The 25,700-nt window shown below is 47.2% G+C and carries 22 protein-coding genes; 10 read left to right on the top strand and 12 right to left on the bottom strand.

All coding sequences use genetic code 11. The features are described 5' to 3' along the window. Positions 1-103: 103 nt before the first annotated feature. The 5 genes from AC1RM2_RS04295 to AC1RM2_RS04275 all read right to left on the bottom strand — a co-directional run bounded on the left by AC1RM2_RS04295 (position 104) and on the right by AC1RM2_RS04275 (position 4,842). Positions 104-1,156, bottom strand: coding sequence for an NAD(P)-dependent alcohol dehydrogenase (locus AC1RM2_RS04295; RefSeq protein WP_492983730.1), 1,053 nt, complete (start codon positions 1,154-1,156; stop codon positions 104-106). A 114-nt stretch (positions 1,157-1,270) separates the two neighbouring features. Then, positions 1,271-2,494: an MFS transporter gene (locus AC1RM2_RS04290; RefSeq protein ID WP_492983728.1), complete on the bottom strand. Its 1,224-nt coding sequence runs from the start codon at positions 2,492-2,494 to the stop codon at positions 1,271-1,273. An 11-nt stretch (positions 2,495-2,505) separates the two neighbouring features. Next, positions 2,506-3,348, bottom strand: a complete 843-nt coding sequence (locus tag AC1RM2_RS04285) for an SDR family oxidoreductase (RefSeq protein WP_492983726.1) — start codon at positions 3,346-3,348, stop codon at positions 2,506-2,508. 50 nt (positions 3,349-3,398) lie between these two features. After that, on the bottom strand, positions 3,399-3,836 hold the full coding sequence (locus AC1RM2_RS04280; protein ID WP_492983724.1) for a nuclear transport factor 2 family protein: 438 nt from the start codon (positions 3,834-3,836) through the stop codon (positions 3,399-3,401). Positions 3,837-3,855: 19 nt separating this feature from the next. Beyond that, positions 3,856-4,842, bottom strand: a complete 987-nt coding sequence (locus AC1RM2_RS04275) for an aldo/keto reductase (protein WP_492983722.1) — start codon at positions 4,840-4,842, stop codon at positions 3,856-3,858. A gap of 322 nt (positions 4,843-5,164) precedes the next feature. On the opposite strand from AC1RM2_RS04275, the gene AC1RM2_RS04270 reads away from it, so the two are divergent. The 6 genes from AC1RM2_RS04270 (at position 5,165) to AC1RM2_RS04245 (ending at position 13,268) form a co-directional block, all read left to right on the top strand. Then, a complete protein-coding gene (locus AC1RM2_RS04270) occupies positions 5,165-6,058 on the top strand; it encodes a helix-turn-helix domain-containing protein (protein ID WP_492983720.1) in 894 nt (297 codons plus the stop codon). Between the two features lie 176 nt (positions 6,059-6,234). Then, on the top strand, positions 6,235-6,705 hold the full coding sequence (locus AC1RM2_RS04265; protein ID WP_492983718.1) for a (2Fe-2S)-binding protein: 471 nt from the start codon (positions 6,235-6,237) through the stop codon (positions 6,703-6,705). 2 nt (positions 6,706-6,707) lie between these two features. Then, positions 6,708-8,810: a xanthine dehydrogenase family protein molybdopterin-binding subunit gene (locus tag AC1RM2_RS04260; RefSeq protein WP_492983716.1), complete on the top strand. Its 2,103-nt coding sequence runs from the start codon at positions 6,708-6,710 to the stop codon at positions 8,808-8,810. A gap of 132 nt (positions 8,811-8,942) precedes the next feature. Next, complete coding sequence (locus AC1RM2_RS04255; RefSeq protein ID WP_492983714.1) at positions 8,943-10,136, top strand: PQQ-dependent sugar dehydrogenase; 1,194 nt, start codon at positions 8,943-8,945, stop codon at positions 10,134-10,136. Positions 10,137-10,196: 60 nt separating this feature from the next. Next, complete coding sequence (locus AC1RM2_RS04250) at positions 10,197-10,532, top strand: winged helix-turn-helix domain-containing protein (RefSeq protein ID WP_492983712.1); 336 nt, start codon at positions 10,197-10,199, stop codon at positions 10,530-10,532. A 132-nt stretch (positions 10,533-10,664) separates the two neighbouring features. Beyond that, positions 10,665-13,268: a TonB-dependent receptor gene (locus AC1RM2_RS04245; protein ID WP_492983710.1), complete on the top strand. Its 2,604-nt coding sequence runs from the start codon at positions 10,665-10,667 to the stop codon at positions 13,266-13,268. Between the two features lie 65 nt (positions 13,269-13,333). On the opposite strand, the gene AC1RM2_RS04240 is transcribed toward AC1RM2_RS04245, so the two are convergent. From AC1RM2_RS04240 to AC1RM2_RS04230, 3 genes are all read right to left on the bottom strand, one after another. After that, entirely contained in the window at positions 13,334-14,173 is an 840-nt protein-coding gene (locus AC1RM2_RS04240; RefSeq protein WP_492983708.1) for a hypothetical protein, read from the bottom strand. 97 nt (positions 14,174-14,270) lie between these two features. Continuing rightward, positions 14,271-14,894 (bottom strand): response regulator, encoded by a 624-nt coding sequence (locus tag AC1RM2_RS04235; protein ID WP_492983706.1) that lies wholly within the window; start codon positions 14,892-14,894, stop codon positions 14,271-14,273. A gap of 46 nt (positions 14,895-14,940) precedes the next feature. Then, positions 14,941-16,914, bottom strand: coding sequence for a tetratricopeptide repeat-containing sensor histidine kinase (locus AC1RM2_RS04230; protein ID WP_492983704.1), 1,974 nt, complete (start codon positions 16,912-16,914; stop codon positions 14,941-14,943). A 213-nt stretch (positions 16,915-17,127) separates the two neighbouring features. Between AC1RM2_RS04230 and AC1RM2_RS04225 the strand changes: the two genes are divergently transcribed. Together AC1RM2_RS04225 and AC1RM2_RS04220 are read left to right on the top strand one after the other, a co-directional pair. Next, positions 17,128-17,742, top strand: coding sequence for a hypothetical protein (locus AC1RM2_RS04225; protein ID WP_492983702.1), 615 nt, complete (start codon positions 17,128-17,130; stop codon positions 17,740-17,742). Positions 17,743-18,015: 273 nt separating this feature from the next. Next, a complete protein-coding gene (locus tag AC1RM2_RS04220; RefSeq protein WP_492983700.1) occupies positions 18,016-18,462 on the top strand; it encodes a hypothetical protein in 447 nt (148 codons plus the stop codon). Between the two features lie 561 nt (positions 18,463-19,023). Here AC1RM2_RS04220 and AC1RM2_RS04215 read toward each other — a convergent pair. Beyond that, positions 19,024-19,308, bottom strand: coding sequence for a hypothetical protein (locus AC1RM2_RS04215; protein WP_492983698.1), 285 nt, complete (start codon positions 19,306-19,308; stop codon positions 19,024-19,026). Positions 19,309-19,593: 285 nt separating this feature from the next. Here AC1RM2_RS04215 and AC1RM2_RS04210 point away from each other — a divergent pair, with 285 nt between their 5' ends. Then, positions 19,594-21,957, top strand: coding sequence for a TonB-dependent receptor (locus AC1RM2_RS04210; protein WP_492983696.1), 2,364 nt, complete (start codon positions 19,594-19,596; stop codon positions 21,955-21,957). Between the two features lie 210 nt (positions 21,958-22,167). Here AC1RM2_RS04210 and AC1RM2_RS04205 read toward each other — a convergent pair whose 3' ends face one another. After that, positions 22,168-23,064, bottom strand: a complete 897-nt coding sequence (locus tag AC1RM2_RS04205; protein ID WP_492983694.1) for a DUF72 domain-containing protein — start codon at positions 23,062-23,064, stop codon at positions 22,168-22,170. Positions 23,065-23,442: 378 nt separating this feature from the next. Here AC1RM2_RS04205 and AC1RM2_RS04200 point away from each other — a divergent pair, with 378 nt between their 5' ends. After that, a complete protein-coding gene (locus AC1RM2_RS04200; RefSeq protein ID WP_492983692.1) occupies positions 23,443-24,216 on the top strand; it encodes a DNA-formamidopyrimidine glycosylase family protein in 774 nt (257 codons plus the stop codon). Between the two features lie 70 nt (positions 24,217-24,286). Here the strand turns inward: AC1RM2_RS04200 and AC1RM2_RS04195 are convergent, their stop codons facing one another. Beyond that, entirely contained in the window at positions 24,287-25,114 is an 828-nt protein-coding gene (locus tag AC1RM2_RS04195; protein ID WP_492983690.1) for a hypothetical protein, read from the bottom strand. Further along, positions 25,111-25,503 (bottom strand): hypothetical protein, encoded by a 393-nt coding sequence (locus AC1RM2_RS04190; RefSeq protein ID WP_492983688.1) that lies wholly within the window; start codon positions 25,501-25,503, stop codon positions 25,111-25,113. The genes AC1RM2_RS04195 and AC1RM2_RS04190 overlap by 4 nt, the downstream gene beginning before the upstream one ends. Positions 25,504-25,700 lie beyond the last annotated feature (197 nt).

The raw sequence follows: 25,700 nt of genomic DNA, 5'->3' as shown, positions 1-25,700 counted from the left end.
ATTTAAGGTGGGCGAACGGTTGTGGGATAGTAAAGCCTGCGATGCTGATTGGTATCAACAAAAAGCCTGACACAGGTGGTCAGGCTTTTTGCTGGAGTTTTATTTACAGGGTGCTCATGTCTATGACAAAGCGATAGTGCACGTCGCTTTTCAGCATGCGCTCATACGCCTCGTTGATGTAGGGCATCTTGATGATTTCGATTTCCGAAACAATTTGGTGCTTACCGCAGAAATCAAGCATTTCCTGGGTTTCTTTTATACCACCTATTACAGATCCCGCAACTGCCTTACGGCCCATTACCATTGGTGCCGAATTAAGGAACGGATCCAAAGGACCTAAGTACCCCACCAAAACCAACGTACCACTGATCCCTAAGGTTGACACATAAGGGTTGATATCATGAACGTAGGGCACCGTATCAATGATCAGGTCAAATTCCCCTTTAACAGCAGCCATCTGTGCCTCATCAGTAGAAATGATCACCCGGTCTGCGCCTAAGTCCAATGCGTCCTGTTCTTTGCTAGCCGAACGGGAAAACAAGGTAACGTTAGCCCCCAATGCTTTGGCCAGTTTAATAGCCATATGCCCCAATCCGCCCAGGCCAACAACGGCAACGTTGCTTCCTTCAGTCACATTCCAGTGCTTCAAAGGTGACCAGGTGGTTACACCTGCACAAAGCAATGGTGCAGCGGCAGCCGGGTCAAGGTTTTCCGGAACGCTTAAAACGTAATGCTCGTGTACGACAACTTTTTCTGAATAACCGCCGTAAGTTTGACCGCCGATATTCTTATCGGGCGAATTGTAGGTGCTGGTAAATCCAGGCACACAATAGTTCTCCAGGTCTTGCTTACAGCTTGGGCAGGTGCGGCAGGAATCCACTATACAGCCAACCGCTGCAAGATCACCTGCTTTAAACCTGGTTACCTCAGCACCAACACGGGTAACCCGGCCCACTATTTCATGTCCCGGTATTGCCGGGTAGATGGTTCCGCCCCAATCATTACGTGCCGTATGCAAATCTGAATGGCAAACGCCACAAAACAAAATTTCGATTTCTACATCCGTTGCCTGCGGTTCGCGGCGATCGATGCTTAATGGTTTTAATGATGCTTCGGCAGCTTCTGTTCCGAAGGCTTTAACTTTGGTAGTTTCCATTTATAAATAATAAAATTTCTCTGACAGTACAAAATTGAGGTCTCTTTTTTACCTGTAGCTTATACAGATTACTGTAATGCTTACCATTATTACTGATCAGTGAAAAATATCACTTCATTGGCGCTGATCATGGAATAGTTTACGCTTTCTTAAGGCGTAATATCCTAAGATGCCGGAAAGGGCCAGCAACACAATGCCGGTAGTAAGGATAGCTTTAAAATCGATCAGGTCGGCCAGATAACCCCAGCCGCCTGCCATCAGCGCACCTCCCGCGGCTAAAGCAATCGAGATATTGGAAAATATCTTGGCATAATCTTTTCCGCCGAACACTGCCCTTACCAGTAAAGCCGTTTCAACGGTTACACCGGCATATGCCCAGCCGAATAAAAATCCCCCGCCGGTCATAACGGCTATCCCGGATCTTCCGAATAATAAAAAGACAAAACCCGCAATTCCCATTCCCACGGAAGCAATGATACCGTAATACGAATTTTTGTCGTTGATCCAGCCCAAAGCGACCTTGCCTATGGTCACCCCTAACATGATGGCGGAAGCTACGACAGCCGACTGCGCAACCGAATAACCGGAACTAACCACATAGGCCGGTAGAAATAAGTTCATAGTGGAAACCGAGATCATCAGGAAGGCAAAAACGATCAGCGAATAAAACACGGGAGATCTGATCGCCGAAGCGTAGTCAACCCCGGTTTTTACGGTTTCAGTCTGCTTTACACCAAAAGCTTTCTGGCCTTTGTCAGCAGGATAATCCCGCAGTAATAAAGCCAGCAAGGGTGTAACCAGGATAAGTACGATACCCCCGAAAACGAGGTAGGTGTTACGCCAGCCGTAGTGAGCGATCAAATAGCCGCCTAAAGGATTAAAGATCACTCCGCCAATCCCTGAAGCGGCACTGCAAAGACCAATGAAAAAACCGATGTTCGCATTGAACCAGCGGTTGATCATCGTCGGGTAACTCAGGTATAGCAGGAAAGCGAGCGTTAAGCCAATGACCGCTCCGGCCATATAAAACTGCCAGACCGCATTAAAAGCAGACATCGAAAGGAAGGCAGCTCCCAGGAGGGCCGAACTTAAGGTCAATAGCCAACGTGCACTGTACCGGTCCATTAGCTTACCTGCCTTCGTCAGCATAAGGGTAGAAAACAGGTAGATGAAGGTCATATATAAACCGAAATCGCCGACCGAAACCTTTAATTCTGAACTTACCGGTTTGTAAAATATTCCGGCGCAACTCATCGCCAATCCGATGTTGATACCCATGATCAGGCAGCAGCAAAAAACGATAACGTAACCGTAATGAAAATTGATGAGTGTTGTCATGACGATATTTTTTAATTTTTTTCCGGCTGAAGCGGACCATAGAAGTAAGAGGCGGTAGCGCCGCCGTCGATCAGGAAATCCGAACCGGTAATAAATGCCCCGGCATTAGACAGCAACAACTCGGCAACGTTGGCTACTTCATCAGCAATGCCGGGCCTGCCGGCAGGGCTCCTGGCGAACATGTTCCTGTAGAATTCTCCTCTTGGTCCGTTAATTTCGTCCAGCGCTAAAGGGGTGATGATGATACCCGGCGAAATGGCGTTTACCCTGGCGCCTCTTTCACCCCATTTAACGGCTTCTGCCATTACCCTTTTACCGTTGGCACGCTTGGCCATTTGGTAAGCGTGAAGCGTGTCTTTGATATTTTCGGGTTGCAGCATTTCCAATTGCAACAGTTCTTCAACCGGTGTTGTAGCGAGCAGCCTGTCTTCATCAGGGGTTAAAGCCGGCATTCTATAGCCGGATTGGCTGGAGATAACAACTCCTGTTCCACCCGCTCTGATCACCTTACCGAACTCATCCAGTAAGAGTGACGTTCCGTAAAGATCCACTGCCAGGATATGTTCGATAGAGGCCTGGCTCGGTGATAGCCCTGCTGCATTGATAAACATGGAGATCTCGCCTTCCTTCCGGGCGGCTTTAATCAAGTCCAAAACAGATTCTTTAGAGGAAATATCCACTTTAAAGGGAATTACATCGAAGCCGGCTTCCGTCAATGTTTTTGCGATGGCCTGGGCATTTTCCAGCTTCCAGTCAGCGACAAAAATTTTATTGCCATAACCCATTCGCCTGACGATAGCCATTCCTAATTGACCTGCCCCGGTTAATACGATGACGTCTTTTTTGATTCGCATAATTTTTAATATTAATATTATTGTTCCTGTTGTAACCCGCCGGGAAGAATTTACTGCTCCGGAATAACGCTGGCATGCAGCGCCAGTAAGGTCCAGGCCCCGTTGGATGATGCCCTGGTGAATACCTCCAGGTAGGTCAGATGTGGTGTTACCTGCTTGCCGTTGACGGTTATCTTAAAAATTCCCTTGCCGGTAACAGTCCCCGTATTCCCGGATACCGTAGCCACATTTTGTTCAACCCGGATGTCATTATGCACAAATTCCCCGCTCCTGAGACGGGCGAGATATTGAGCTTTCGTTTGCGTGGCCCCGGCAGAATTCAGCACCACAAGGCGGTCAGCCAGGGTATTTTCAAGTGAGTCAATCTTATTTTCTACTTCCCACCTGAAAATCTGAGCGGATAGTTTGAGCAGGTTTGATTCGTCCGTTGACTGAGCAGATACAGCTGTGCATATCAGCAAGAACAGTGCGGTTAAGCTGGTTTTCATAGTTTAATTTTTTGTTGATTTATAAACCGGTTGTTTTTTCCAACGCCTCGGTATAGCGTTCGCCTTCTATTTTTACGGACTTCAAAGCTTTTGCGATGTTGTCCAGATCACTTTTGGTAAGCTCTATTGCTGCCCCGCCCAGGTTCTCATCCAGGCGATCCAGCTTCGTTGTACCCGGAATGGGAACGATCCATGGCTTTTGAGCCAATACCCAACCCAGCGCAATCTGTGCAGGTGTGGCATCTTTTTCACAGGCTATAGCGCTCAGGAGGTCAACCAATGCCTGGTTAGCTTTCATCGCTTCAGGCTGGAATCGTGGCAACTGGTGACGGAAATCGTTTTCGGCTATTTGGGTGTCCTCCTTTATTTTACCCGTCAGGAAACCTTTGCCGAGCGGGCTGTAGGCCACCAGTCCAATACCTAATTCTTCCAGCACCGGAAACACCCCGCCTTCATGCTTACGTGTCCACATGGAATATTCGTTCTGCACTGCAGTAAGGGGTTGAACAGCGTGTGCTTTACGGATCGTATCTACACCGGCTTCAGATAGTCCAAAGTGGAGCACTTTACCCTCGGCGATCAGGTCTTTTACTGTTCCGGCAACGTCCTCGATCGGCACGTCAGGATCAACCCGGTGTTGATACAAAAGATCGATCACATTAACATGGAGGCGTTTCAATGAACCTTCAACGGCCTGCCTGATATGCTGAGGCCGACTGTTCAGTCCTGCCATTTTATTGCCCTCGATATTAAACCCGAATTTGGTGGCGAGTACCACGTCTTTACGGAAGGGTTCCAGGGCTTCACCAACGATCTCTTCATTGGTGAAGGGGCCATACATTTCAGCGGTGTCAAAAAAAGTCACGCCTCTTTCAACCGCCGCCCGCACAAGTGCGATGGCATCCTGCTTTTCCAGCGCGTGGCTGTAAGAAAAGTTTAAACCCATGCAGCCAAAACCTATTGCGGAAACTTCTAAACCCTGTTTCCCTAATATCCTCTTTTTCATGGAAATCGCCATTGAATGATTTGTTATCGGACAGTTCCAAAGTTCTGTTGTCTGTTTCACTAATTGCTTATACAGATTACTGGATTACTTACCATTATCACTGATGGCCTCAGCGACTTTTGTCCGGCCCCTGGATAACCCGGTCATGGCCTCCTGCAAGTCCATAGGAATCCGTCCATTGCAGTCGGGGGATGGTCATAGCCTATCATCGCCCATTCACTTATACATATTACTGAATTACTTACCAATTTCACTGATTACAGCGGCTTGTTTTCGAACTCGGTCACCAATGGCTTACATTTGATATACAAAATGTTAAGTGATGGAAGATATTATCAGTTTTGACTCGATCAATCAATATAACAAGTTTAACAATAACGAGACCCCGCATCCGCTGGTTAATGTGATAGACCTTTCCAAAGCGGATCTGCGTACGATACGAAAGCAGCGTTTCGGTTTTTATACGGTGTTTTTAAAGGAAATAAAATGTGGGGATCTGCGCTATGGCTGTAATTACTATGACTATGAAAAAGGGACGCTGGTATTTGTTGCTCCCGGGCAGGTGATCGGCATCGAGTCCAAGGAGCCTTATCAGCCACTGGGGAAGGCCTTGGTATTTCACCCGGATTTTATCAGGGGAACCACTTTAGGGCGCCATATCCAGGAATACTCCTTTTTCTCTTATGAGGTATATGAGGCCCTGCATTTGTCCAGTGCCGAGCGCAAAGTCATCTACGATTGCCTGAAAAAAATAGAAACAGAACTACAGCATGCGATCGATAAACACAGCAAGACACTTATTGTGAGCAATATCGAGTTGTTGCTCAATTATTGCATCCGGTTCTATGATCGTCAGTTTATCACCAGGGAAGTAGCCAACAAAGGCATTTTGGAACGTTTTGAGGAATTACTAAATACGTATTTTGAGTCCGACAAGCCGCAGCGTAATGGTTTGCCTACTGTGGCCTATTGTGCGGAGCAACTTCACCTTTCTGCCAATTATTTTGGAGATCTGGTGAGGAAGGAGACCGGCAGATCAGCGCTGGATTATATCCAGTCCAGAGTGATGGATATGGCCAAGGAAAGAATCTTTGACCCTAAAAAGTCGCTGAGTGAGATCGCCTATGAACTTGGTTTTAAATATCCGCAGCATTTCACCAGGCTTTTCAAACAGCGTACAGGACAAACGCCGCAGGAATACCGGTCACTCAATTAGTTTAACTTGCGTAGTCCCCCGGGGAATGGTTCCGCTTTTTCCGTTTGTTCTTAATTGTAATTATTGATAACCCTGATTATTGAATTTGAATCTTTAACATCCTGGTACATCCGAAGTATTCACAAAAGTTACGAATGTGCCATATAGTATATCTTAATGAATTAACGCTGATCATTATGCCAAAATATACGTTTTCCGTCAATAAGAAGACCGTTTCGGTGGAAGCGGATGCAGATACCCCGCTTTTATGGGTACTGCGGGACAATTTGAACATGCTGGGGACAAAATTCGGTTGCGGAGTCGCCCAGTGCGGCGCTTGTACGGTCCATGTGAACGGACAAGCCATGCGTTCATGTGTATTTCCTATCGCCCATATCGGAGATAAGAAGGTAGTCACCATTGAAGGATTGAGTGCAGCCGGCGACCATCCCCTCCAAAAGGCATGGGAGGAACTGGATGTCGCCCAGTGCGGTTACTGCCAGTCCGGTCAGCTCATGTCGGCGGCCGTGCTTTTGCGGGAAAATCCACATCCGACCGATCAGGATATTGACAATGCAATGGGTGGTAATATTTGCCGGTGCGGAACCTATTCCAGAATACGAAAAGCGATACACCTGGCGGCCTCCGGAAAACTCAATTCAAAATAATTATGGGAACGACGACATCAAGAAGACATTTTTTGAAGGTATCTGCCCTGTCCACCGGGGGCATGCTGCTCAGCTTTTCCTTCCTCAACCAGATCGTCATGGCAGACGCGGCAGATAGCGGGATTTTTGAGCTTAATATGTTCATCCGTATCGGCGCCGATGACACGATCATCTTGCAGGCACCTAACCCGGAGATCGGCCAGGGCGTTAAAACCTCGCTTCCCGTAATCGTCGCGGAAGAGCTGGAGGTGGACTGGCGCAAGATCAAAGTTGAGCTTGCACCGCTGGACAGCAAATTCGGCCGGCAAACAGCCGGAGGAAGCGGGTCCGTACGCGGAAGGTTTACGGCATTGCGCACCGCCGGTGCCACAGCGCGCGAGATGCTGATCGCTGCCGCAGCCCAGGGCTGGGGTGTACCTCAAGAGGAATGCCGCGCGGAGAACGGGATCGTGATCCATAAGGCCAGCGGCAAAAAACTAACCTATGGTCAACTGGCTGCCAAAGCAGCGACCATGGCAGCACCGGCAAACCCCGCCCTGAAGGATACGAAAGATTTTAAGCTGATAGGCTCCCGCATTAAGGATGTGGATGCTCATAAAATAGCAACGGGCCAACCGCTTTATGGCATCGATACACGGCGCGACGGCATGCTGTTCGCCATGGTGGCCCGTCCGCCTGCTTATGGCAAAACCCTGGGTACGGTAGATGATACCGCAGCAAAACAGGTTAACGGCGTCAAAAACATTATCAGGTTGAAGAACTCGGTGGCCGTCCTGGCGACCTCTACCTGGGCGGCGAAGAAAGGGCGTGCAGCATTGATTATTCAGTGGAACGCGACGGATAAGCTGGAGAGCAGTTCCGAGCATTTTGCTGCATTTAAAGGGATGCTGGACAAAGGTGCAGCTACGCCATCGAGGAATGACGGAGATGTGGAAGCTGCGAAACAAAGCGCAGTGAAGACGTTGGATGTGACCTACGAATTGCCGGCCTTATCTCACGGGCAGATGGAGCCGCTTAACTTTTTTGCGGACGTACGCGGCGGCAAGGCTGAACTTTATGGCCCTACACAGGTGCCGGGCCAGGTCCGTAGCGAGGTATCGAAAGCCTTAAACATTCCGGAAGAAAATATTAAGGTAGGTGTACCGCGCCAGGGAGGCGGTTTCGGACGCAAGCTGATGCCGGACAACGGCCTGGAAGCAGCCCTGATCTCTGCCGCGGCACAAAGCCCGGTGCAGGTACAGTGGACACGCGAGGATGATATGCAAAATGACTATTACCGCCCTACTGAAATGTACCGCTTTAGGGCAGCGCTTTCCAATGACGGCCTGCTGGCCTGGCATCAGTCAGGTGTTGGAATTGCCGGTGGCCCGCGTGGCGATGGTTATGTTGCAGGAGCGCTGGCCAATTACCGGTCGGAAGGTCAGGGGTATAAAAGTAATACGCCGACAGGTTGGTGGCGGGCGCCCGGCGCAAATACCCTGGCCTTTGTAGCGGAAAGTTTTATGGATGAGGTATGTTCAGAACTTAAAAAAGACCCGGTAGCCTTTCGGCTGGAGCTTTTCGGTAAGGCTAAACAAAGTCCCGTTGGACGCCTGGGCTATGACCCCGATAAATACAGGAGCGTGGTTGAACTGGTGGCCAAAATGGCCAACTGGGGAACCAGCACTGCCGGCGTGTACAGAGGATTTGCGACCTGGTTCTCTTTTGGCTCTTATGCAGCCCAGGTTGTCGACATCAGGATGCTTGATGGAAAACCCAAGGTGGTGAAGGTCTTTTGTGCGGTCAATTGCGGGCGGGTGATCAATTTAAGTGGTGCCGAAAACCAGATCGAGGGAGCGATCACGGACGGCATCTGCCATGCGATGTACCCTAAAGTAACTTTTGTGGACGGCGCGGTTGCTGAAACCAACTTCCATACCTACAAGTTTTTGCGGATGAATGAGGCCCCGCCTGATATAGCGGTACAATTTGCCCAAACGGAGGCAGCGCCTACAGGTTTGGGAGAACCGGGACTCCCGCCAATCGCCCCTGCACTGGCCAATGCCATTTTTGCAGCCACTGGTAAGCGGATGAGGAAAATGCCTTTTGCTGAGCAACTGGCATAGGGGACGGCAGCCCTTCCGACAACAGTTACATGATATCAACATACAAAAACACCTATTATGAAAAACACAAATCCAACTTCACGAGGTCTCCTTTGTTTTTTTTCGATCTGTGCGATCTGTTTGTTAACCCTGATGAGCTGCTCAAAAAAAAGCAGCACCTCCCCGGATGATGAGGAGCCGACCACTCCTCCGACCGGCGTAAACCCTGTAGAAACCGGCAGAGCCAATACCACTTACTCACCGGCCTTTGCCGGTCAAACAAGGATCTCCGGCATTCGTACAACAACGGCGATCCAGACGGGCGTTTTAACATCTTCTTTAACCGCGCCCTGGGGAATCGCTACGCTTCCTGATGGCCGTTTCCTCATTACCGAAAAAGCCGGCAATATGCGGATCGTAACCTCGACAGGTACGGTAAGCCCGCCTATTACGGGATTCCCTGCTGTTAACAATGCCGGGCAAGGAGGCTTACTCGATGTAGCGGTAGACCCTGGTTTTACCTCCAACCGAATGATCTACTGGACCTACGTTCGATCCGTCAGCGGCGGCGGTGCGATCGCCGTGGGCAAGGGAAGGCTTTCCGATAACGAAACATTGGTAGAATCGCCTGTGGTGATCTACAGCTCCACGACGCCCGCTTCAGCCAGCAGTAACTTCGGGTCACGGATCCTGTTCGATCCTACCGGAAACCTGTTGGTCAGTTTTGGTGATCGTACCTCTAATGAAGTACGCATTGAAGCGCAATCGGTCAGCAGCAGTATCGGAAAAGTGCTCCGTATGACCACAAACGGTACTGTAGCACCGGGAAACCCAACTTTCACGCAGGCCGGTGCGCTACCAGTACTCTATACAATGGGGCACCGCAACCCGCAGGGATTAGCGATCCACCCGGTTACGGGCGAGATTTGGGAAAGTGAGCACGGTCCCCGTGGCGGAGACGAAATTAACCGCTTAACGCCTGGCGCAAATTACGGATGGCCGGTCATCACTTACGGTATCGAATACAGCGGGCAGGCTGTAGGTTCCGCCGTACAGCAGCAAACCGGCATGGAACAACCGGTTTATTATTGGGACCCTGTCGTTTCGCCAAGCGGCATCACCTTTTATGCGGGCAACAGAATACCCGAATGGCAGAATAATCTCTTCCTTTGCTCGCTGACGCAAACCCATATTATCAGACTGGCCTTCCAGGATAACAGGGTCATCGGCGAGGAAAGGTTGCTGGCCAGCGAAAATCAGCGTTTCAGAGATATTGTCCAGGGTGCGGATAATGCCTTGTACGCTATAACCGACCAGGGCCGGTTATACCGGATAGACCGTCAGTGAGCGGTTAGCTGCCATGACGGAACTGCTGAATACGTATCTTTAAGGCAAACATAACAGCTTATGGAGTTTCGATTCACCGGTAAATTATATCTTGAAGTAAACGGCGAACGTGTCATTGGCCCGGGAAGGGTGGAATTGCTGGAGAAGATCCAGGCGACGGGGTCTATCAGGCAGGCCGCCCTTCAGATGAAAATGTCCTACCGGCAAGCCTGGCAGTTCATCGATCATATGAACACGCACCTTGGAGCGCCGGTAGTGATCTCTGAACGTGGCGGAAAGGGCGGCGGTAAAGCGGAAGTTACGCCAAAGGGCCTTGAGGTCATGCAATTATTCAAGGACTTTCACGCCAACTTCAATCAATTTTTAAAAGAAAACAGCTTAACTATTAAATTTTAGTGCCTTTCCGGGGATCGCAGGTTGGCAGCATTCGTTATTCACATTCAGGAATAACGAAATCAATCCTAAGAGCAAGGCGGTGCCAACGAATGATAACACAGCATAATTTTTATCAGCATTAAGCCCCAACCTATGAATCGAATGAATATGGAGCATTACAGCTATCTGAAAACTATTTTATTCCTTTTCGCCCTGGCGCTGTTGTACCCTTTGCATGCGCAGAGCCAGGCGGCGAAAGATTCAGTGAAACAAGCGGACTCGATAAAGAACCGGTCCCTTCAGGAGGTAGTGGTCACGGCTTCCCGAATCAATGAAAGCATTTTGCGGTCACCCGTCAGTATTGAAAAGATCAACAAAGGCTCGTTTCAGCGTTCAGCAGCACCTTCCTTTTTCGATGCACTTGAAAATGTGAAAGGCGTACAATTGATCACCCCCAGCATGGGCTTCAGGATCATCAACACGCGCGGATTCGCCAATACCACCAATGTTCGGTTTACGCAATTGGTGGACGGTGTGGATAACATGGCACCGCATTTAGGGGCGCCGATCGGCAATGCCATGGGGCCGAGCGATCTGGACATCGAAAGCGTCGAAATTATACCCGGAACAGCTTCAGCGTTATACGGTTTGAACGCGATTAACGGACTTGCCAACTTCATCACCAAGGATCCTTTCACCACCGGCGGGATCAGCTTTCAGCATAAAACCGGTGTTAACCATATCAATGATGCTTTAACCTCAGCAAAGCTTTTTTCGGAAACCAGTTTCAGACTTGCGCATTCGCTATCGAACCGTTTTGCATTTAAGCTGAACGGCACCTTCACCAGGGGCTACGACTGGATCGCCAACGATCATACCGACCTGAATGCTTCGGCCAATTCGCGGCTGGGAATTTCGGGAGGCCCTGACAATCCGGGGTATGACCCTGTCAATGGTTACGGAAATGAATCCTCTGACCGCCGGACGATCACACTTGGCGGCAGGCAGTATGTTGTGGCAAGAACGGGCTATGATGAAAAGGATGTCACAGACTATAACCTGAAGAATATCAAAGCAGATGCTGCGCTGGCGTACAAGTTCAGTGAGAACGCAAGACTGACCTACACATTCAGGTTCGCCAGCCTTGATAATATCTATCAGCGTGCCAACAGGTTCCGGCTCGATGGCTATACCTTACAACAGCATGCTTTGGAATTAAAGACACCGGTTTACCAGGTTCGCGGTTACTGGACACGGGAGAATACCGGCAATTCCTACAACCTGCGCTCAGCCGCGGAAAACCAGGATCGCAATTTCAAACCGGATAATACCTGGTATACAGACTTTACATCGGGGTTTAATAATGCAATAGGGAGCGGCGCAAATGTACAGCAGGCCTTACTGAACGCCCGGCAAATGGCGGATGCCGGCCGTTATCAGCCAGGCACGGCAGCTTTTAACAATAAACTGCATGAGCTTGCCGATATCAATAACTGGGACACCGGATCAGCGCTACGGGTTAAGGATGATATGTTCCATATAGAAGGGCAGGCAGACATTTCCAGCGCCATCTCCAAAGACTTTACTGCGAACACCGGATATCGTTTTATGGCCGGTTTTGATCACCGGACTTATTTGATCCATCCTGACGGCAATTATTTTATCAATTATGAGCCAGGACACACTTTTGATGATTTTACCTACAATAAGACCGGGGGATTCGTTCAGGCTGCCAAAGCATTGTTCGAAAACAAGGTCAGCATCACGGCCACGCTCCGTGCGGACAAGAATGATGAATTCGGTATCAAACTCAATCCCAGGATCACCCTCGTCTATTCGCCTATAACAGATCATAATTTCCGGTTTTCCTACCAGAGCGGATACCGCTTTCCCAGTATCTTCGAAGGGTTTTCCAATGTGAACAGCGGCGGTGTAAGGCGCATCGGCGGTTTGCGTATCGCCTCTAACGGGGTATTTGAAAATGCCTATGTCCGTTCATCCATTGACGCTTTTCAACGCGCGGTGATCAACGACTTTAACAGCGGCCTGTCTACCAGTGCAGCGATCGAGCGGGAGAAAGGTCTTTTGGTAAAAAACGATTATACCTATCTGAAACCCGAACATATTAATTCCTTGGAGGCCGGATACAAGGCATTATTTTTTAACGGAAAGCTTTCTGCGGATATTGATTTTTACTATAACAAATACGACAACTTTATTGCGCAACTGGAAATGAACGTCCCTAACACCGGTGTTGCTGATTCCATACCCTATGCCTTAAATGACAGGAGCAAACAGTCGCGTTACCGGGTTTGGACCAACTCCAAAAGTACCGTTTACAATTACGGCGGCAGTCTTGGCTTGTCCTACAGGATCTGGCCGAAATACATACTGGCAGGCAATCTCACTTTCGCAAAGCTTGACCGCAAAACACAGGATGATGCCCTTGAGGATGGATTCAATACCCCCAAATGGATCACCAATGTATCCTTCGGCGGCAACCATGTTGTCAGCAACTTTGGCTTTAATGTCCTGTATAAATACCAGTCTGCCTATTACTGGCAGTCCTTTCTGGTAAACGGAAATGTTCCTTCTTACGGAACCTTTGATGCACAGGTAAATTATGATTTCGTTAAAATAAAATTGAATTTAAAGATGGGTGCAAGCAACCTGACCAATAAGTATTATAACTCATTTCTGGGCGGCCCGGCCATTGGGGGCTTATATTATACGACATTAACTTATAACCTGCTGTAAGGCTAGGCGATTAAAACAACGGTGAACGGGATAGATGTATTGACCTTTCGTTTAATGACAACGGATCAAAGTTTTTTCATGATTTTGATCCCATAAGTTATCACCGAGGGCTGACCGTCCATTTTCACGTTGCCGATGAGCCGCTCGGGTTGAAGGCTGGTTGATGATGTGCCCAGCGAGAAAACCCTAACTTCCGGCATTACGCTGAATTTTGCGGTCTCAAATCCCAATATTCCTATCGAAAGATAGGCGATGGCAATATGCTCGTTCCAGCCTTTGTCGTAATTAAAATCTTTAACCAGGGCCTGCGTTGCGACATCCTGTCCATTATTGTGCAGGTACATATACTGCGCGCCAAAAGCTGTTGAAAGTACGCTCATCCGGAGTTTTGATGAAAGCAGGATGAGCCACTGCGCCCTGAAATAAAGGGAAGCGCCGGCAGTTATCCCGCCCGCTGATATTTGATTGTTCTCATCGTTCAACCAATTGGCAGTCGTTTTGGCCGAAGGATTAAAAAGGATATCTGCGCCGAAGTCAAAGTCCACGAAATTAAAAACAGGGTCGTAATGGGTATCAATATAGTTACCATAATGGTCATAATGACTGGAAAATATGCCATCTCTTAACGCGGGGGTGCCCAACATGGACCTTTTTTCAATACCCAGGCTGAACAGTGTACGGCTCACATCATGGTCAAATCCTCCGGCAGCGTTAAAAAAAGGATCCCCGGTGCCGGGCGGTGTTTGCTCATATTTCCAGTGGGTGGTTTGTATGGCGCCATAACCACCAATCCCGACATACCAGCCTTTACGCTCCCTGACATTTTGTAAGGCCTGTTCTTTGGTTTGTGCCGCGCTTAAAAGCGGCAGCGCTGCTAAAAGCAGCAAAGAAATGATCTGTTTCATGATGGAATAATTTTAGTAATGAATTACTCAAAATTACCCCGTACGGATAAGCCGGGAAATAGAACAAAAGTTACATTTCCTATTAGCGCCTTAAAGCTCATCCCTGCTTTCCGAATATTTTATTGATGGCTTCGGTGCGGTTCTGTACATGCAGCTTTTCATAAATGCGATGAATATGCTGCCGTACGGTACCAGTGCTGATAAATAACTGGTCGGCGATCTCTTTATACAAAAATCCTTTGGACAGCTTGGCGAGCACTTCCATTTCGCGCGCCGAAAGCACGTTTTGCGCATCGGAAACCCGGAAAGAGTTTACCACTTTCCGGGCGATGGATGCGCTCATGGGCGAACCGCCTTCCTGCAGGTCCCTTAATGCTTCAGCGATCTTGTCCGGAGATGCGTTCTTGAGCAAATAACCGCTTGCGCCGGCGGCCAGCGCTTCAAAAACCTGGTCGCTATCCTCGTAAATGGTAAACACCATGAATTGTATCGTGCTACCGGCGGCCTTTAGTTTTCGTATACAATCCAGACCGGTGCCGTCCGGTAAGGAAATATCCATGATAGCCAGCTGCGGAGGATCAGCGAGCAATCCCCGGCAGGCATCAGCCACATTTGCATAAACTGCCAGGCAGCGGAAACCATTGGTCTGGTTGATCATGAAACGCAGGCCCTCGCGGATCTCGTCGATATCTTCTACAATGCTGACAGGGATATTTTCCATGCTATAAATTTCGCCAGATTTATACAAATTTTCGTTGTAACAAAAGTTATACGGGTAAGGGCGCTTCAAACCGGATCAGAGTTCCGTCCTCGCCGGAAATATCCATATTCCCGCCGCACCGTTCTATTCTTAAACGCATGTTTTTTAAACCGTTGCCAAACTTCTCTTTTCCCGTCGGACTAATGCCCCGGCCGTTATCCTGTATCCGTATCTCCAGTTTTCCGTTTCCGGCGGATATCGTGAGCGCCACTTTGGATGCGGCGGCATGTTTGACCACATTATGTACCGCTTCCTTTACGGCCAGGTAAATATTACGCCGGTATTCACCGTTTAATACCGAATCGTTTAAAGGTTCATTCACCCCAAATGAATATTCCAATTGGGCATTTTCCAGCATATCCGCTACGGTAGCGCGGATATAAGCTATCAGGCTGTCCAGGCTATCCTGGTCATCGTTCATGGTCCAGATCACCTCGTTCATTTTTCTGATCAGCTCCTGAGCGGTTTCTCCTATTTTTTCAGCGGATTGATGCTCAACCAGCGTCCTGCTTAAAAAAAGCATACGGGTAAGTCCAGCACCCATGTCGTCGTGCATTTCCTGGCTGATCCTTTTGCGCTCCTGTTGTTCCCCCTCGATCACGCCCTTCAAACGCTGGCTTTCCTGCTCAGCTTGCAGCACCTGCAGCGCTTTGACATTAAGTTGTTGTTTTTGGCGATAATAACGGTAGCCGAAAAAGACCAGCAGCGCCAGTATCAGCATTCCTCCGGTAGTGCCGAGCAGCCATTGCCGCTGCCGCTGGGCATCCCGCTCTTTTTGTTCCAGCAGCAGGTTTTTTTGCAGGATCTCCCGCTGTTTTTTTTCCAGGCCGTATTTGGTTTCCAGTTCCTGGATATTTTTCAGCAGGGACGTATTCGTCAACAGGTTACTCACAGAGTCGTACCGGCTTCTATAGGCTCGCGAGTTTTCTGCTTTACCCATCGCGATCTGCACATCGGCCATCAGCAGCAGCATTTTGCTCCATACTTCTTTTTGATCATGCTGTTGGGCGAAGGCAATACCACTGTTAAGTAATTTCTCGGCCTCATGATATTGTTTCTGCCAGAATAAACCGAGGCAGATCCCGTTAAGGGCATATGCCTGGCCTGAAACATCTTCAATAGCTTCTGCTAAAGGGAGCGCCTGCCGGAAATAACCGATATAACGATCCGGCCGGTTCAGCTGGACATAAGCATCAGCAATACCTATCAGCGCCGTTTCCTGGCTATTGTCATCATTGATCTTTACACCGATGTGATGTGCTTTTTTCAAGTAATATATTGATCGCTGTACCTCTCCGTTGTCTTTAAGTGCATTGCCAATATTAATGCAGGCTGAGGCAGTGGCATACAGGTCATGATCGCGCTCGGCATATTTTAAAGACAGGCGGGCATAAGTCAATGCTTTTTGTGGTTGCTTGAGGTTGCGGTAAAGGCCGCAAAGATTACCATAAGCCAGTGACAGGTTTTGTGTACTGCCGGCTGCTTCTAACAGGGGAAGTGCCTGCAGGTAATAATTAGCCGCGCGGGCGTAGTCCTCTTTATATTGATAAACAGCACCGGTATTCATCAGCGCTTTAACCAGCTGCTGTTTCAAGCCCGCTTTGCGGCAGATGGCTACTGACTCGAGGTTTAATTTTAATGACTCGTCAAATTTTCCTTGCACGTTTAAAACTGCGGTGTAATTGGCAATATAACGCACTACGCCGGCGGGATAATGGATCTGCTGACTGAGGTCGCGGGACAATTGGTAATAATAAACGGCGGAGTCCGGCCGGTTGTTTTCATATTGCTGGCCCAGGGCGATCAGTGTTTGTACTTTCAGGGTATCACCGGGCATTTTGCTCAAAACGCGCTTCAGGCTGTCTTTATTTAAGCCGACCTGCATCTGCGCCAGGGCCGTCGAAACAACCGTCAAAAGCCCCGCCACAGTAATGATGGATACTACCTTTGTAAACCAGGCTCTTAGTGATGTTAAACCCATCAGTGATTTTGTAATGGTCGTCCAGGATCGTTACAGCAGATATATTCTGCCTCCTAAAATTAAGAAAAATCCGGTAAAACGAATATTTTGAGTAAAGGCAATGGTAAATGCATGATCCGGAAAAGGTAAGAATGTAACTTTTGTTCTATTGACCAGGGAAATGGCACCCGATAATTTTGTTGTGAAACATTTACTTCATTTAAAACCAGCAACATGAAAAAACAACTCACATTAATCGCCATGTTATTTATTTGTCTTTTGAGCGCCTGTAAGAAAGATGGGAATGATCCCGGTGGCGGCGGTTCGGCCATTACCGATGAGGCCACTGCGAAAGCAGCCTTTTTAAAGATCAATAATTTGTGGACAGCAACACTTGAACCGATGATCGCTAAAACGGAAAAGACCTATAAAGATGAGACGATATCCGGGCCTAACGGTGGGCAGGCGGTAATAAATGGCCGCTACTATAAAACAAGAATTTCGTCCTCATCATCAAGCACCAGCACTACTAATTTTGATATGCTGATTACATTTAAGAATTATGTTACTGATGGAATGACGCTGGACGGCACTGTACGATTTTTCGAGTTCAGTGAGTCGCGCTCAGCCTGTTCATCCTCGGGCTGCGCGTTTACAAACCATTACAGTATCAGTTATGACACCAACGACGGCCTGGACAACAATTTCCCGCCGTTAGGCATTCAGTTCGACAACAATGGCAGCAAGGTAAATGACAAAATCCTTATTGAATCGGGCAAATCGGACAACTTTCGCTGGGGAATCACCGTGACCAGCAGCGCGGGACAGGCGTTTACATTTAATTATTGAACACTTAGGGGATATCCCGTAAAGGCGCATGGCTGGTTTTAGCCGTATGGCAGGCATAAGCAGTATGACCTGCGATTGTGGTTTTATCTGTTTAATGTTTACGTCAATAAACCGCGAGAGGGATAGGAGCGGCATCCTGCGCAGCAGATACAGCGTATAGCCCGGCCCGGAGGGCTTGCCATTATTCCCCTTTCGTCCGGTTTTGCACTTGACAAAGCGGAACAGCATTGCTTATATTTACAATAAGCGAGGCTTTTACGATATTGAAAGGCTATGGGATTAGTAAATTTCTTATTGAAGCTATTCCGGATCAAACCGCGTTTTAACGGTACGCCGGAGATGTTCCTGGCAATGGTGATGGAGTTCCAGTCAAGGAATAATAAAGAATTTTTGGTACACGAGGTACTGCAATGGGGTGAGGTGATGCAAAAGATGATGAATGTTGATCTTGCACCCTATAAGAGCTTTGCTGACCTGATGCTAAACGGTGTGCCCGATTATACCATGGTAGAGAAAGTGAGAGGGAAATTTGACGAGATACACGGAAGGGTCGAATTAAAAAAAGCGATCTATGGGGAGCATGCCGATCTGGGCGATGACGACGTGATGAAAAGTAACGATGAAGGCGCGGTATTCGCGAGAAGATTTGTGAAAGACCTGTCGAAGTATGTGGATTTTCCGGAAGAAGAACAAAAGAAGATCGATCAGATCGACGATTAACTTTTATATAAATTAGTAGTTTCGACGCTTAGCATAGGATAATATTACGCAGAACAAGGATGATTTCCAACTGGGAAATGGGCAGTGGGCATAAAAAAGGCCGGACGGCGCCGGCCTTGAGAATCTTTGCATACCCGGTAACTGTTACTGGTATGGCCTCTAAATTACTTTTTGAATTTAGCCTTCAGATTATCGAATATCTGCAGCAGTATAAAAACTGCAGACACCACATCATAAAACGTCGTCATAATAACTTGCTTTAAAGGGTTCGGGATTCGATTGTGGTGTACGATAACCAAAACTACCGGATGGTATGATGGCGTGTGCGATTTGTTGAACTTACATACAAAGATAACCACATATATCCAGATTAAAAAATCGGTAGCCGAGGGGTGTTTACCCTGGTCGATCAGGTTCAATAGAAATTGTCAGCGGTCAAACGACATGAGTGCACTATTGCTCTGCTTTCCATGCAGACATAAAGCACTCCAGCGATTCGTTGCGGAGGATTTACAGGCAGAACCAGATTAAATAGAGCTTCTTAAAAAATAAGCTATCCTGTCACGAGGCAGATTTCCAGATCTTAAAACTGTTCTCATAGCGGCCGTCCATATCACGGATAATCAGTGATAAATGTTCTTTTCGTACCGGAAAATGGTGGTCGACCGCGCGATAGATTTGCTGCAGTAAATGTCCGAGGCGGTGTTCAACTTCAAATTTGGAGATGGAAACAATGATCTGGTTGGCCACTGCCTGAACGGTGCCGTCGGTGGCCAATTCACTTTTGATCAGCTTCGCTACTGAGGCCCCAAGATCTGCGACTTGGGAAAGTTCCAAAGGGTTCATTTTCAGTTCGGTTTGCAGTAAAAAAATAAACCTGTTTCTGTGGCGGTGCGCTGCACCGCTATACAAATATAAGCCTTTGATTTATTCCTGCAAGTTTTGAAGCTGCACCAGTTTTCAATTTCTCCGTTTCGCAGCGTACACCTGAATGCTAAACTTAGAATACCCAAGATCCGCAGGAATAACATTTAACAGATGCTGCATTACCCCGGAACAGGCCGGAAGAAATTAAGATTATTATTTAGAATTAGTTTAAATAAACATACTTTTGCAGCAAAATTTTATCATATGAGACCAAGCTTACTTTCATTATTCTCCACGATTTGCCTGCTGATACTAGCCAATATCGCTTTTGGTCAAAGTGCCAAACTACAGGGAACTGTAAAAGACTCCCTGACCGCAATTCCGTATGCCACCATTCAAGTCAATTCATTAAAATTTTCTGGTGACGCCAAAGGCCGCTTCGAGGCGATTGTACCTAGCGGCCAACATTTGCAGATCAGCGTATCCGCAACCGGTTATCAAACCTTATTCTTAAAGCTGTCACCAGTTAAAAAAGATACCGTTATTGCCTTAGCCCTTAAAAGATCAAATCTTTCTCTGGGAGAGGTTATTATTTCCGCCACACGTAAGCCGGAAAGCCCGCGAAACATAGTATCGTCAGTGAGCGTGGTTTCTAAAAAGAAGCTGGAAACGGAGATTGCCGTAAACCCTGACCTGACCAGTATCCTAGCTAACCAGGTGCCCGGATTTGCTCCGGGCGCTCAATCAGGAAGTAACGTCGGACAAAACCTGCGGGGTCGGCCCATGCTGGTAATGATCGACGGCGTGAGCCAGTCTTCGCCGCTCAGAAATGCCGAAGTTGATCTGCGTTCGATCGATCCGTCAGTTCTTCAACAAATTGAAGTGGTCAAAGGCGCAACAGCCATTTACGGCAACGGTGCTGCCGGCGGCTTGGTAAACTATGTAACGCTTGTACCCGATACGGCCAAAACATTTTCCGGTAAAACAGATATTTACCTGAACAGCTCATTAGTCAAGGTACGAAATTCCGTGGGTGGCCGTATAAACCAGCTATTTTATGGCAAGGTGGATAAATTTGATTACGTGGTTAGCGGTGTTGCAGAACAAACCGGCGAATATAAAGATGCAAAGGGTGATGTGGTTGGCCCCAACTACAGCCTCGGTGAAACAGACACCTATAACGCGTTTGCCAAAGTTGGCTTTGAGCCAACCAAAAATCAGCGCCTTCAGTTTGTATATAACTACTACAGCAGTTTGCAGAATAGCAATTATACACTCGTTAACGGCAACCTGGCGACCGGTCAGAAAGCTACCGGGGTGCTGGGAAAACCCCTTGGTATTCCTACCGGGGCCAAATTCAACCATAACCTGCATTTCTCCTACAAAGTTGACAGCCTTTTTCTAAATACCAGTTTAAATGCGGACGCTTTCTACGAAAATCGTGAGGACGTGTTTTATGTTTCCCTTGGGCGGTTTGATGGTGGCGATGGTCAATCTTTGGCACATAATAATAAAAAGGGTGTCCGGTTATTTTTACAAACACCGCTGCTGAAACGTAATACGATCAGTGCCAACCTTTCTTACGGAGTTGACCTGTTAAAAGACAAGACCTCACAACCATTGGTAGACGGACGTGTTTGGGTACCGACCATGGATATGACGAACCTGGCTCCATTTGCCCAGGCAGATGTTACGATCATCCGTGACCTGGTATTTAAAACAGGTTTCCGTTATGAGCGCGTTAATATTGATGTTGACAATTACCGCACACTCCGGATTACGAATGCCACCGGGGCAACCGTTACCCCATCTTTTGATGTGACCGGCGGCACCTTGAAGTACAATACCGGCCTTTTCAATGCCGGTTTTAAATACAACCGTTTTGACTTGTTCAGCCCATATGTAAGTTTTTCGCAGGGGTTTTCTGTAATGGACATTGGTCTTGCCCTGAGGGATGCTAAAGTAAACAGTATAGACAAGATCAATACGGATGCGGTGAAGGTAAACAATTATGAGGCGGGCTTTGAGAGCCGCTACCAGGGCCTTACCTTTTCTGCTTCTGCCTACCGCAGTACTTCAAAACTGGGTATTGAGGTCGTTTACGATCCGGCAACAGACCTGTTTAATACAAGCCGCAGTCCTGAAAAAATATATGGTTTTGAGCTGGCGGCAAGCTATCTGTTGAATCGTCAATTGACCATTGCGGGAAGTTATAGCTACACCGAAGGTAAACGTGACGTGAACAGGAACGGAAAATACAACGACCCGGAAGATGCTTACCTTAACGGAAGAAGGATTTCCGCACCGAAAATCACTGGCAGTATCGCCTATTCGCCGGTACAAGTGCTGGATATTACGCTTAATTATACAGGTATTGCCGGCAGGGACCGCTTTGTAAAAAACAGCACTGGTATTTATAACGGTAATGAAGGCGCGGTTAAAGCCTATAATTTATTTAACCTGATTGCCGGATACCGTGTCAACAAAGGCACCCGTATCAGCCTCGGCGTAGAAAACCTGTTTAACGAAGATTATTTTCCTGCACGCGCCCAATGGTTCATGCAGCCGGGCTTCTATTCAAAAGGAAGAGGAAGAGCAATCAATCTCGGCCTTTCGGTAAGATATTGACATTCGCAGCGCGTTTAATAAATACCAACCGGTTCACCGAAAGGGAAGACATACTATCTGTTTTGATTAAAATGAAAAGGCCTTGTACGGGCCTTTTCATTTTAAGAAGGTAATTAACCGGAAAGATAGTAAACTGAATGAGGCTTTGACCGCGCTTGGCAAATCAGCTCACTTATTTCGCTTGCTGATAACAGATCGTGAAAGGATGATCTATCTGATGAGCCTCGGGGGCGTAATATTTGTGCCCAGTTCTTTATTCATTTTTTTGATAATGTAGTCGCACATTTCCGGACTGTTATTCTCGTCCAGCTGATGTACAAAAAACCACAGCGTCTGTAAACCCTTTTCCATCCAATCCTTAATTCTTGCCACCCATGTATCCGCACGGGAATAATCAGTAGGGTGTAAATTGCTACCGACAAAACGGATCATAGTGTGGGGAGTTGGTAATTCCATGTGTACACAGTCTCTTCGGCCAGCGCTGTCTGTTATCACAGCACCAATTTTCAAGTTATGCAGCGTCTCAAATAGTCTGTGCCTGGCTTCACCTTCTTTAAACCACTCTTTATTACGGACCTCCAGGAATACGGGGGTACTTGTTGGCAGCGCTTCAAGGTAGCTTTTCAGGTTATCAAAACTTTTTGGACTAAAGTTATCTCCAAGTTGTAACATTAAAGCACCTAGCTTATCACCAAACCCATTAATAGATTCATAAAACTGGGCGGTCTGCGTCCCGGCGTTCGCAAGCCTACGTATATGGGTGATGCTTTGAGGAAATCGGGGGCAGAACTTAAAGTCAGATCTCCCATCAACTTGTTCTCTCCATCTTTTTACATCATCCGGTTTGGGAATAGTGTAAAAAGTTGCGTTCAGTTCCAGTGTATTAAATTGTTTACCATACTCAAATAAAAACTGTTTCTCATTGGTTTTTGGCGGATATAGCCTGCCTATCCATCCCCGATTGCCCCATTTCGTACATCCAACATGAATTTTAAAAGGTTCACTACTATTCGACGCTGCAAGGGTCTTATTAGTTAAATCAGGATCAACGGGTAGCCCGAAGTCAATTTCCGCCAGTTCTAAAGAGTCAACTCTGCCAAATTCCATATTGCAAAGTAAACAGTAAAGAACAAAAGTTGTGCATGGAACGGTTTTATAATTAACTTCATATATCGTTTAAGCCACGAGCGATTGCAATTTTGGATGCAAATTTTTACATTGGCGGTAATGGCAAACCCTGTGATTGGATTCGGGATACAATATGGTGAATACTTAATTTATTGTGAAGCAACCATGGCCGAACGGAGTTATGAAATATATTTTGACGGCAAATGGATGGCATCAGTCGAACATACAGACCAATTCAATTGGATTCAGGCATCCGGGGTCATATTACCGCAAAGTATTATCGACGAAATCGGGCAAAGAATCGAGAGCCACTATAATTAAAAGAACACAGTATTTACGATCATTCGCACCTGTATCATGCCGGAAATTCCAGACTTAAACATATTCAAAAAAAATCTTAGCAAGCGTCTCATAGGTAAAGAACTCAACGAGATCAATATACTAGTCCCCAGGAAACTCAAGGTACCGGAATCTGCTTTGAAAGAAGCCTTCGAAGGACAAAAGTTGGCAACGATAAACAGGGAAGGTAAAGAGTTACATTTCGTATTTAAAAACGGGCATGTACTGGGCCTTCATTTGATGCTGCATGGAACTATGTTTTGGTACGACGGCAACAATGAGAACAAGTTTACCATCGCTGAGCTCCTGTTTTCTGATGGGACAGGATTAGCGATTACAGACTGGCAGAAAGCGGTGATAATAACACTTGATCCGAAACCTACAAAAGTACCTGACGCTCTAAGTATCCCTGACGGTTATTTAATTGCAGCATTAAAAGCCACAACTCACCCTATCAAAACGGTTTTAACGGAAGGAAAAGTGGTGCGGGGAATTGGGAATGCATATGTTGACGAAATACTTTATGCAGCAAAGATATCCCCGTTTTCCAAATCGAATAAGATTCCTGAAAACAAGGTGGGCGTTATCGTCAGCGCTATTAAAACCGTCCTGGAAGATGCCGAAAACCATATATCCCAGCTATTCCCTGATACGATCACGGAAAAGGAACGTAATTTCCTTCAGGTGCACCTCCCAAGGCATCAACTGACGCCCTCCGGCGAAATAATTTTAAAGGCCGAAATAAATTCACGAAAAACCTATTACACGGAAAGTCAAGAACTCTTCGAGTAAAATTCTAACCATTGATCCCGGTATCCTGCGTTTTCTAATATTTCATAACGATAAAAGAAAAACCAGAAATTTAAAAATTAACCAGGTCGAGGGAAAAGGCAACACCATTCCACCATTTTTTTTGATAGATCCAGTTCTGGTGACGATCCCCGGAAGCAAAGTCCCAGCCGCCAGCATACCCAAAACCGAACCTGCCGATGCCTACCAGCGCAAAAAGGCCAACAGATTTTGTCAATGACGTACGGCTATAACCAGCCGGCGCGCCAGGCACCGTGGTCTCGCTGAACGAAGTGGTCCCAAGTCCGGCGAACACTCCTGGCGTAAATGACAAGCCGGTTCTATTCAGTCCAAGAAAGTCTTTCTTTGCCTTATAATAGTTCCGGGCAAATTTATAACCAAAGGAAAAGTTTCCGGTAAAACCCGTCTCGACCGTCGAAGGCACCGTCGCTGAAACCGCAGAGCGGAACTTGAACGGAATCGTCAAGGCCTGTAACACCGCGTAACCCTGGTTGACCGCCAAATTTCCGGCAACCGGAAAGCCGGGTTTATTCGCCGGAAAATCTTTATAACTTTTCTTGACGATACTCGAAACGTCCGAAAAGAAATAGTCATTACCGGCTGCATCAAATAAAGCTTTGGGCATATTGGTGAGTGGGATCATCGTACTTATCCCCGGCTTCAATACCATCGATGTCTCATCTAGCACGATCAAGTTATCAGCAGTAGGTACTATTTCGTCCGAATAAGTCTTGACTTGGTAGCTCCACAATTCATTTTGATGGGTAGCTGCATTTTGTTTTAACTGGTAAACCGTAGAACCCGATACGACATTTTGCATCTTACAGGCAGATCCCGAAAGTACAACGGCACCCAAGATCAATGTGCAAAGTTTCCTCATGGCTGTACCCCCGCGTTAATTGGCTTACCCGTACGAATAAATTCCTTTAGCCCGTCATCAAAATAAACATCGTCATTGACCAGAATGGAAGAAAGTGCGGCCACATCGGAAACCGCTAACGCCTTTGTGAAGCGAAAAGTGGTTTCACCATCCAGTTGATATTCGACCTTACCGCGGGTCGGTTCGCCATCAGCCGAAATAGGCAGGTGGATCTTATAAGCAATTACTTTTTTCATAATGGGAACTGAAGTTTTGGTGTTGGCGGTATGAGAGCCTGCGAAATTGTTGGATTGCGGTTTAAAGAACCAGACAAGCAAGCCACCGGCGATAAAAGCCGCCAGGGCGATCAGTAAAATGGCACTCCTGCTAACGCGGGGTTTTAAGGTCATCGGGAAAAGGTTATGGTATAAGACCTAAAAATACTCCTTAATAAATTAATATCCAATAGCTTGCAATAATTTAACAGAGAATTATTTACCGGTAAAGGAACATTGAAAAGATATAAGCCAATCCGAACGATCAGCGATCACGGCACCGCCTGACCCGTATCATGGCAGCGCTGGAACACCGTTACGACGGCCCGGAA

It is taken from the genome of Mucilaginibacter sp. GW822-FHT03E02 (assembly GCF_058801545.1).
Note: the sequence above shows the minus strand (reverse complement) of the source record. Positions and strands in the feature narration are given on the sequence as shown.

Excerpts from the sequence above, each read along its gene's own strand:
- AC1RM2_RS04295 (WP_492983730.1), bottom strand. The coding sequence starts at position 1,156 with ATGGAAACTACCAAAGTTAAAGCCTTCGGAACAGAAGCTGCCGAAGCA.
- AC1RM2_RS04290 (WP_492983728.1), bottom strand. The coding sequence starts at position 2,494 with ATGACAACACTCATCAATTTTCATTACGGTTACGTTATCGTTTTTTGC.
- AC1RM2_RS04285 (WP_492983726.1), bottom strand. The coding sequence starts at position 3,348 with ATGCGAATCAAAAAAGACGTCATCGTATTAACCGGGGCAGGTCAATTA.
- AC1RM2_RS04280 (WP_492983724.1), bottom strand. The coding sequence starts at position 3,836 with ATGAAAACCAGCTTAACCGCACTGTTCTTGCTGATATGCACAGCTGTA.
- AC1RM2_RS04275 (WP_492983722.1), bottom strand. The coding sequence starts at position 4,842 with ATGAAAAAGAGGATATTAGGGAAACAGGGTTTAGAAGTTTCCGCAATA.
- AC1RM2_RS04270 (WP_492983720.1), top strand. The coding sequence starts at position 5,165 with ATGGAAGATATTATCAGTTTTGACTCGATCAATCAATATAACAAGTTT.
- AC1RM2_RS04265 (WP_492983718.1), top strand. The coding sequence starts at position 6,235 with ATGCCAAAATATACGTTTTCCGTCAATAAGAAGACCGTTTCGGTGGAA.
- AC1RM2_RS04260 (WP_492983716.1), top strand. The coding sequence starts at position 6,708 with ATGGGAACGACGACATCAAGAAGACATTTTTTGAAGGTATCTGCCCTG.
- AC1RM2_RS04255 (WP_492983714.1), top strand. The coding sequence starts at position 8,943 with ATGAGCTGCTCAAAAAAAAGCAGCACCTCCCCGGATGATGAGGAGCCG.
- AC1RM2_RS04250 (WP_492983712.1), top strand. The coding sequence starts at position 10,197 with ATGGAGTTTCGATTCACCGGTAAATTATATCTTGAAGTAAACGGCGAA.
- AC1RM2_RS04245 (WP_492983710.1), top strand. The coding sequence starts at position 10,665 with ATGAATCGAATGAATATGGAGCATTACAGCTATCTGAAAACTATTTTA.
- AC1RM2_RS04240 (WP_492983708.1), bottom strand. The coding sequence starts at position 14,173 with ATGAAACAGATCATTTCTTTGCTGCTTTTAGCAGCGCTGCCGCTTTTA.
- AC1RM2_RS04235 (WP_492983706.1), bottom strand. The coding sequence starts at position 14,894 with ATGGAAAATATCCCTGTCAGCATTGTAGAAGATATCGACGAGATCCGC.
- AC1RM2_RS04230 (WP_492983704.1), bottom strand. The coding sequence starts at position 16,914 with ATGGGTTTAACATCACTAAGAGCCTGGTTTACAAAGGTAGTATCCATC.
- AC1RM2_RS04225 (WP_492983702.1), top strand. The coding sequence starts at position 17,128 with ATGAAAAAACAACTCACATTAATCGCCATGTTATTTATTTGTCTTTTG.
- AC1RM2_RS04220 (WP_492983700.1), top strand. The coding sequence starts at position 18,016 with ATGGGATTAGTAAATTTCTTATTGAAGCTATTCCGGATCAAACCGCGT.
- AC1RM2_RS04215 (WP_492983698.1), bottom strand. The coding sequence starts at position 19,308 with ATGAACCCTTTGGAACTTTCCCAAGTCGCAGATCTTGGGGCCTCAGTA.
- AC1RM2_RS04210 (WP_492983696.1), top strand. The coding sequence starts at position 19,594 with ATGAGACCAAGCTTACTTTCATTATTCTCCACGATTTGCCTGCTGATA.
- AC1RM2_RS04205 (WP_492983694.1), bottom strand. The coding sequence starts at position 23,064 with ATGGAATTTGGCAGAGTTGACTCTTTAGAACTGGCGGAAATTGACTTC.
- AC1RM2_RS04200 (WP_492983692.1), top strand. The coding sequence starts at position 23,443 with ATGCCGGAAATTCCAGACTTAAACATATTCAAAAAAAATCTTAGCAAG.
- AC1RM2_RS04195 (WP_492983690.1), bottom strand. The coding sequence starts at position 25,114 with ATGAGGAAACTTTGCACATTGATCTTGGGTGCCGTTGTACTTTCGGGA.
- AC1RM2_RS04190 (WP_492983688.1), bottom strand. The coding sequence starts at position 25,503 with ATGACCTTAAAACCCCGCGTTAGCAGGAGTGCCATTTTACTGATCGCC.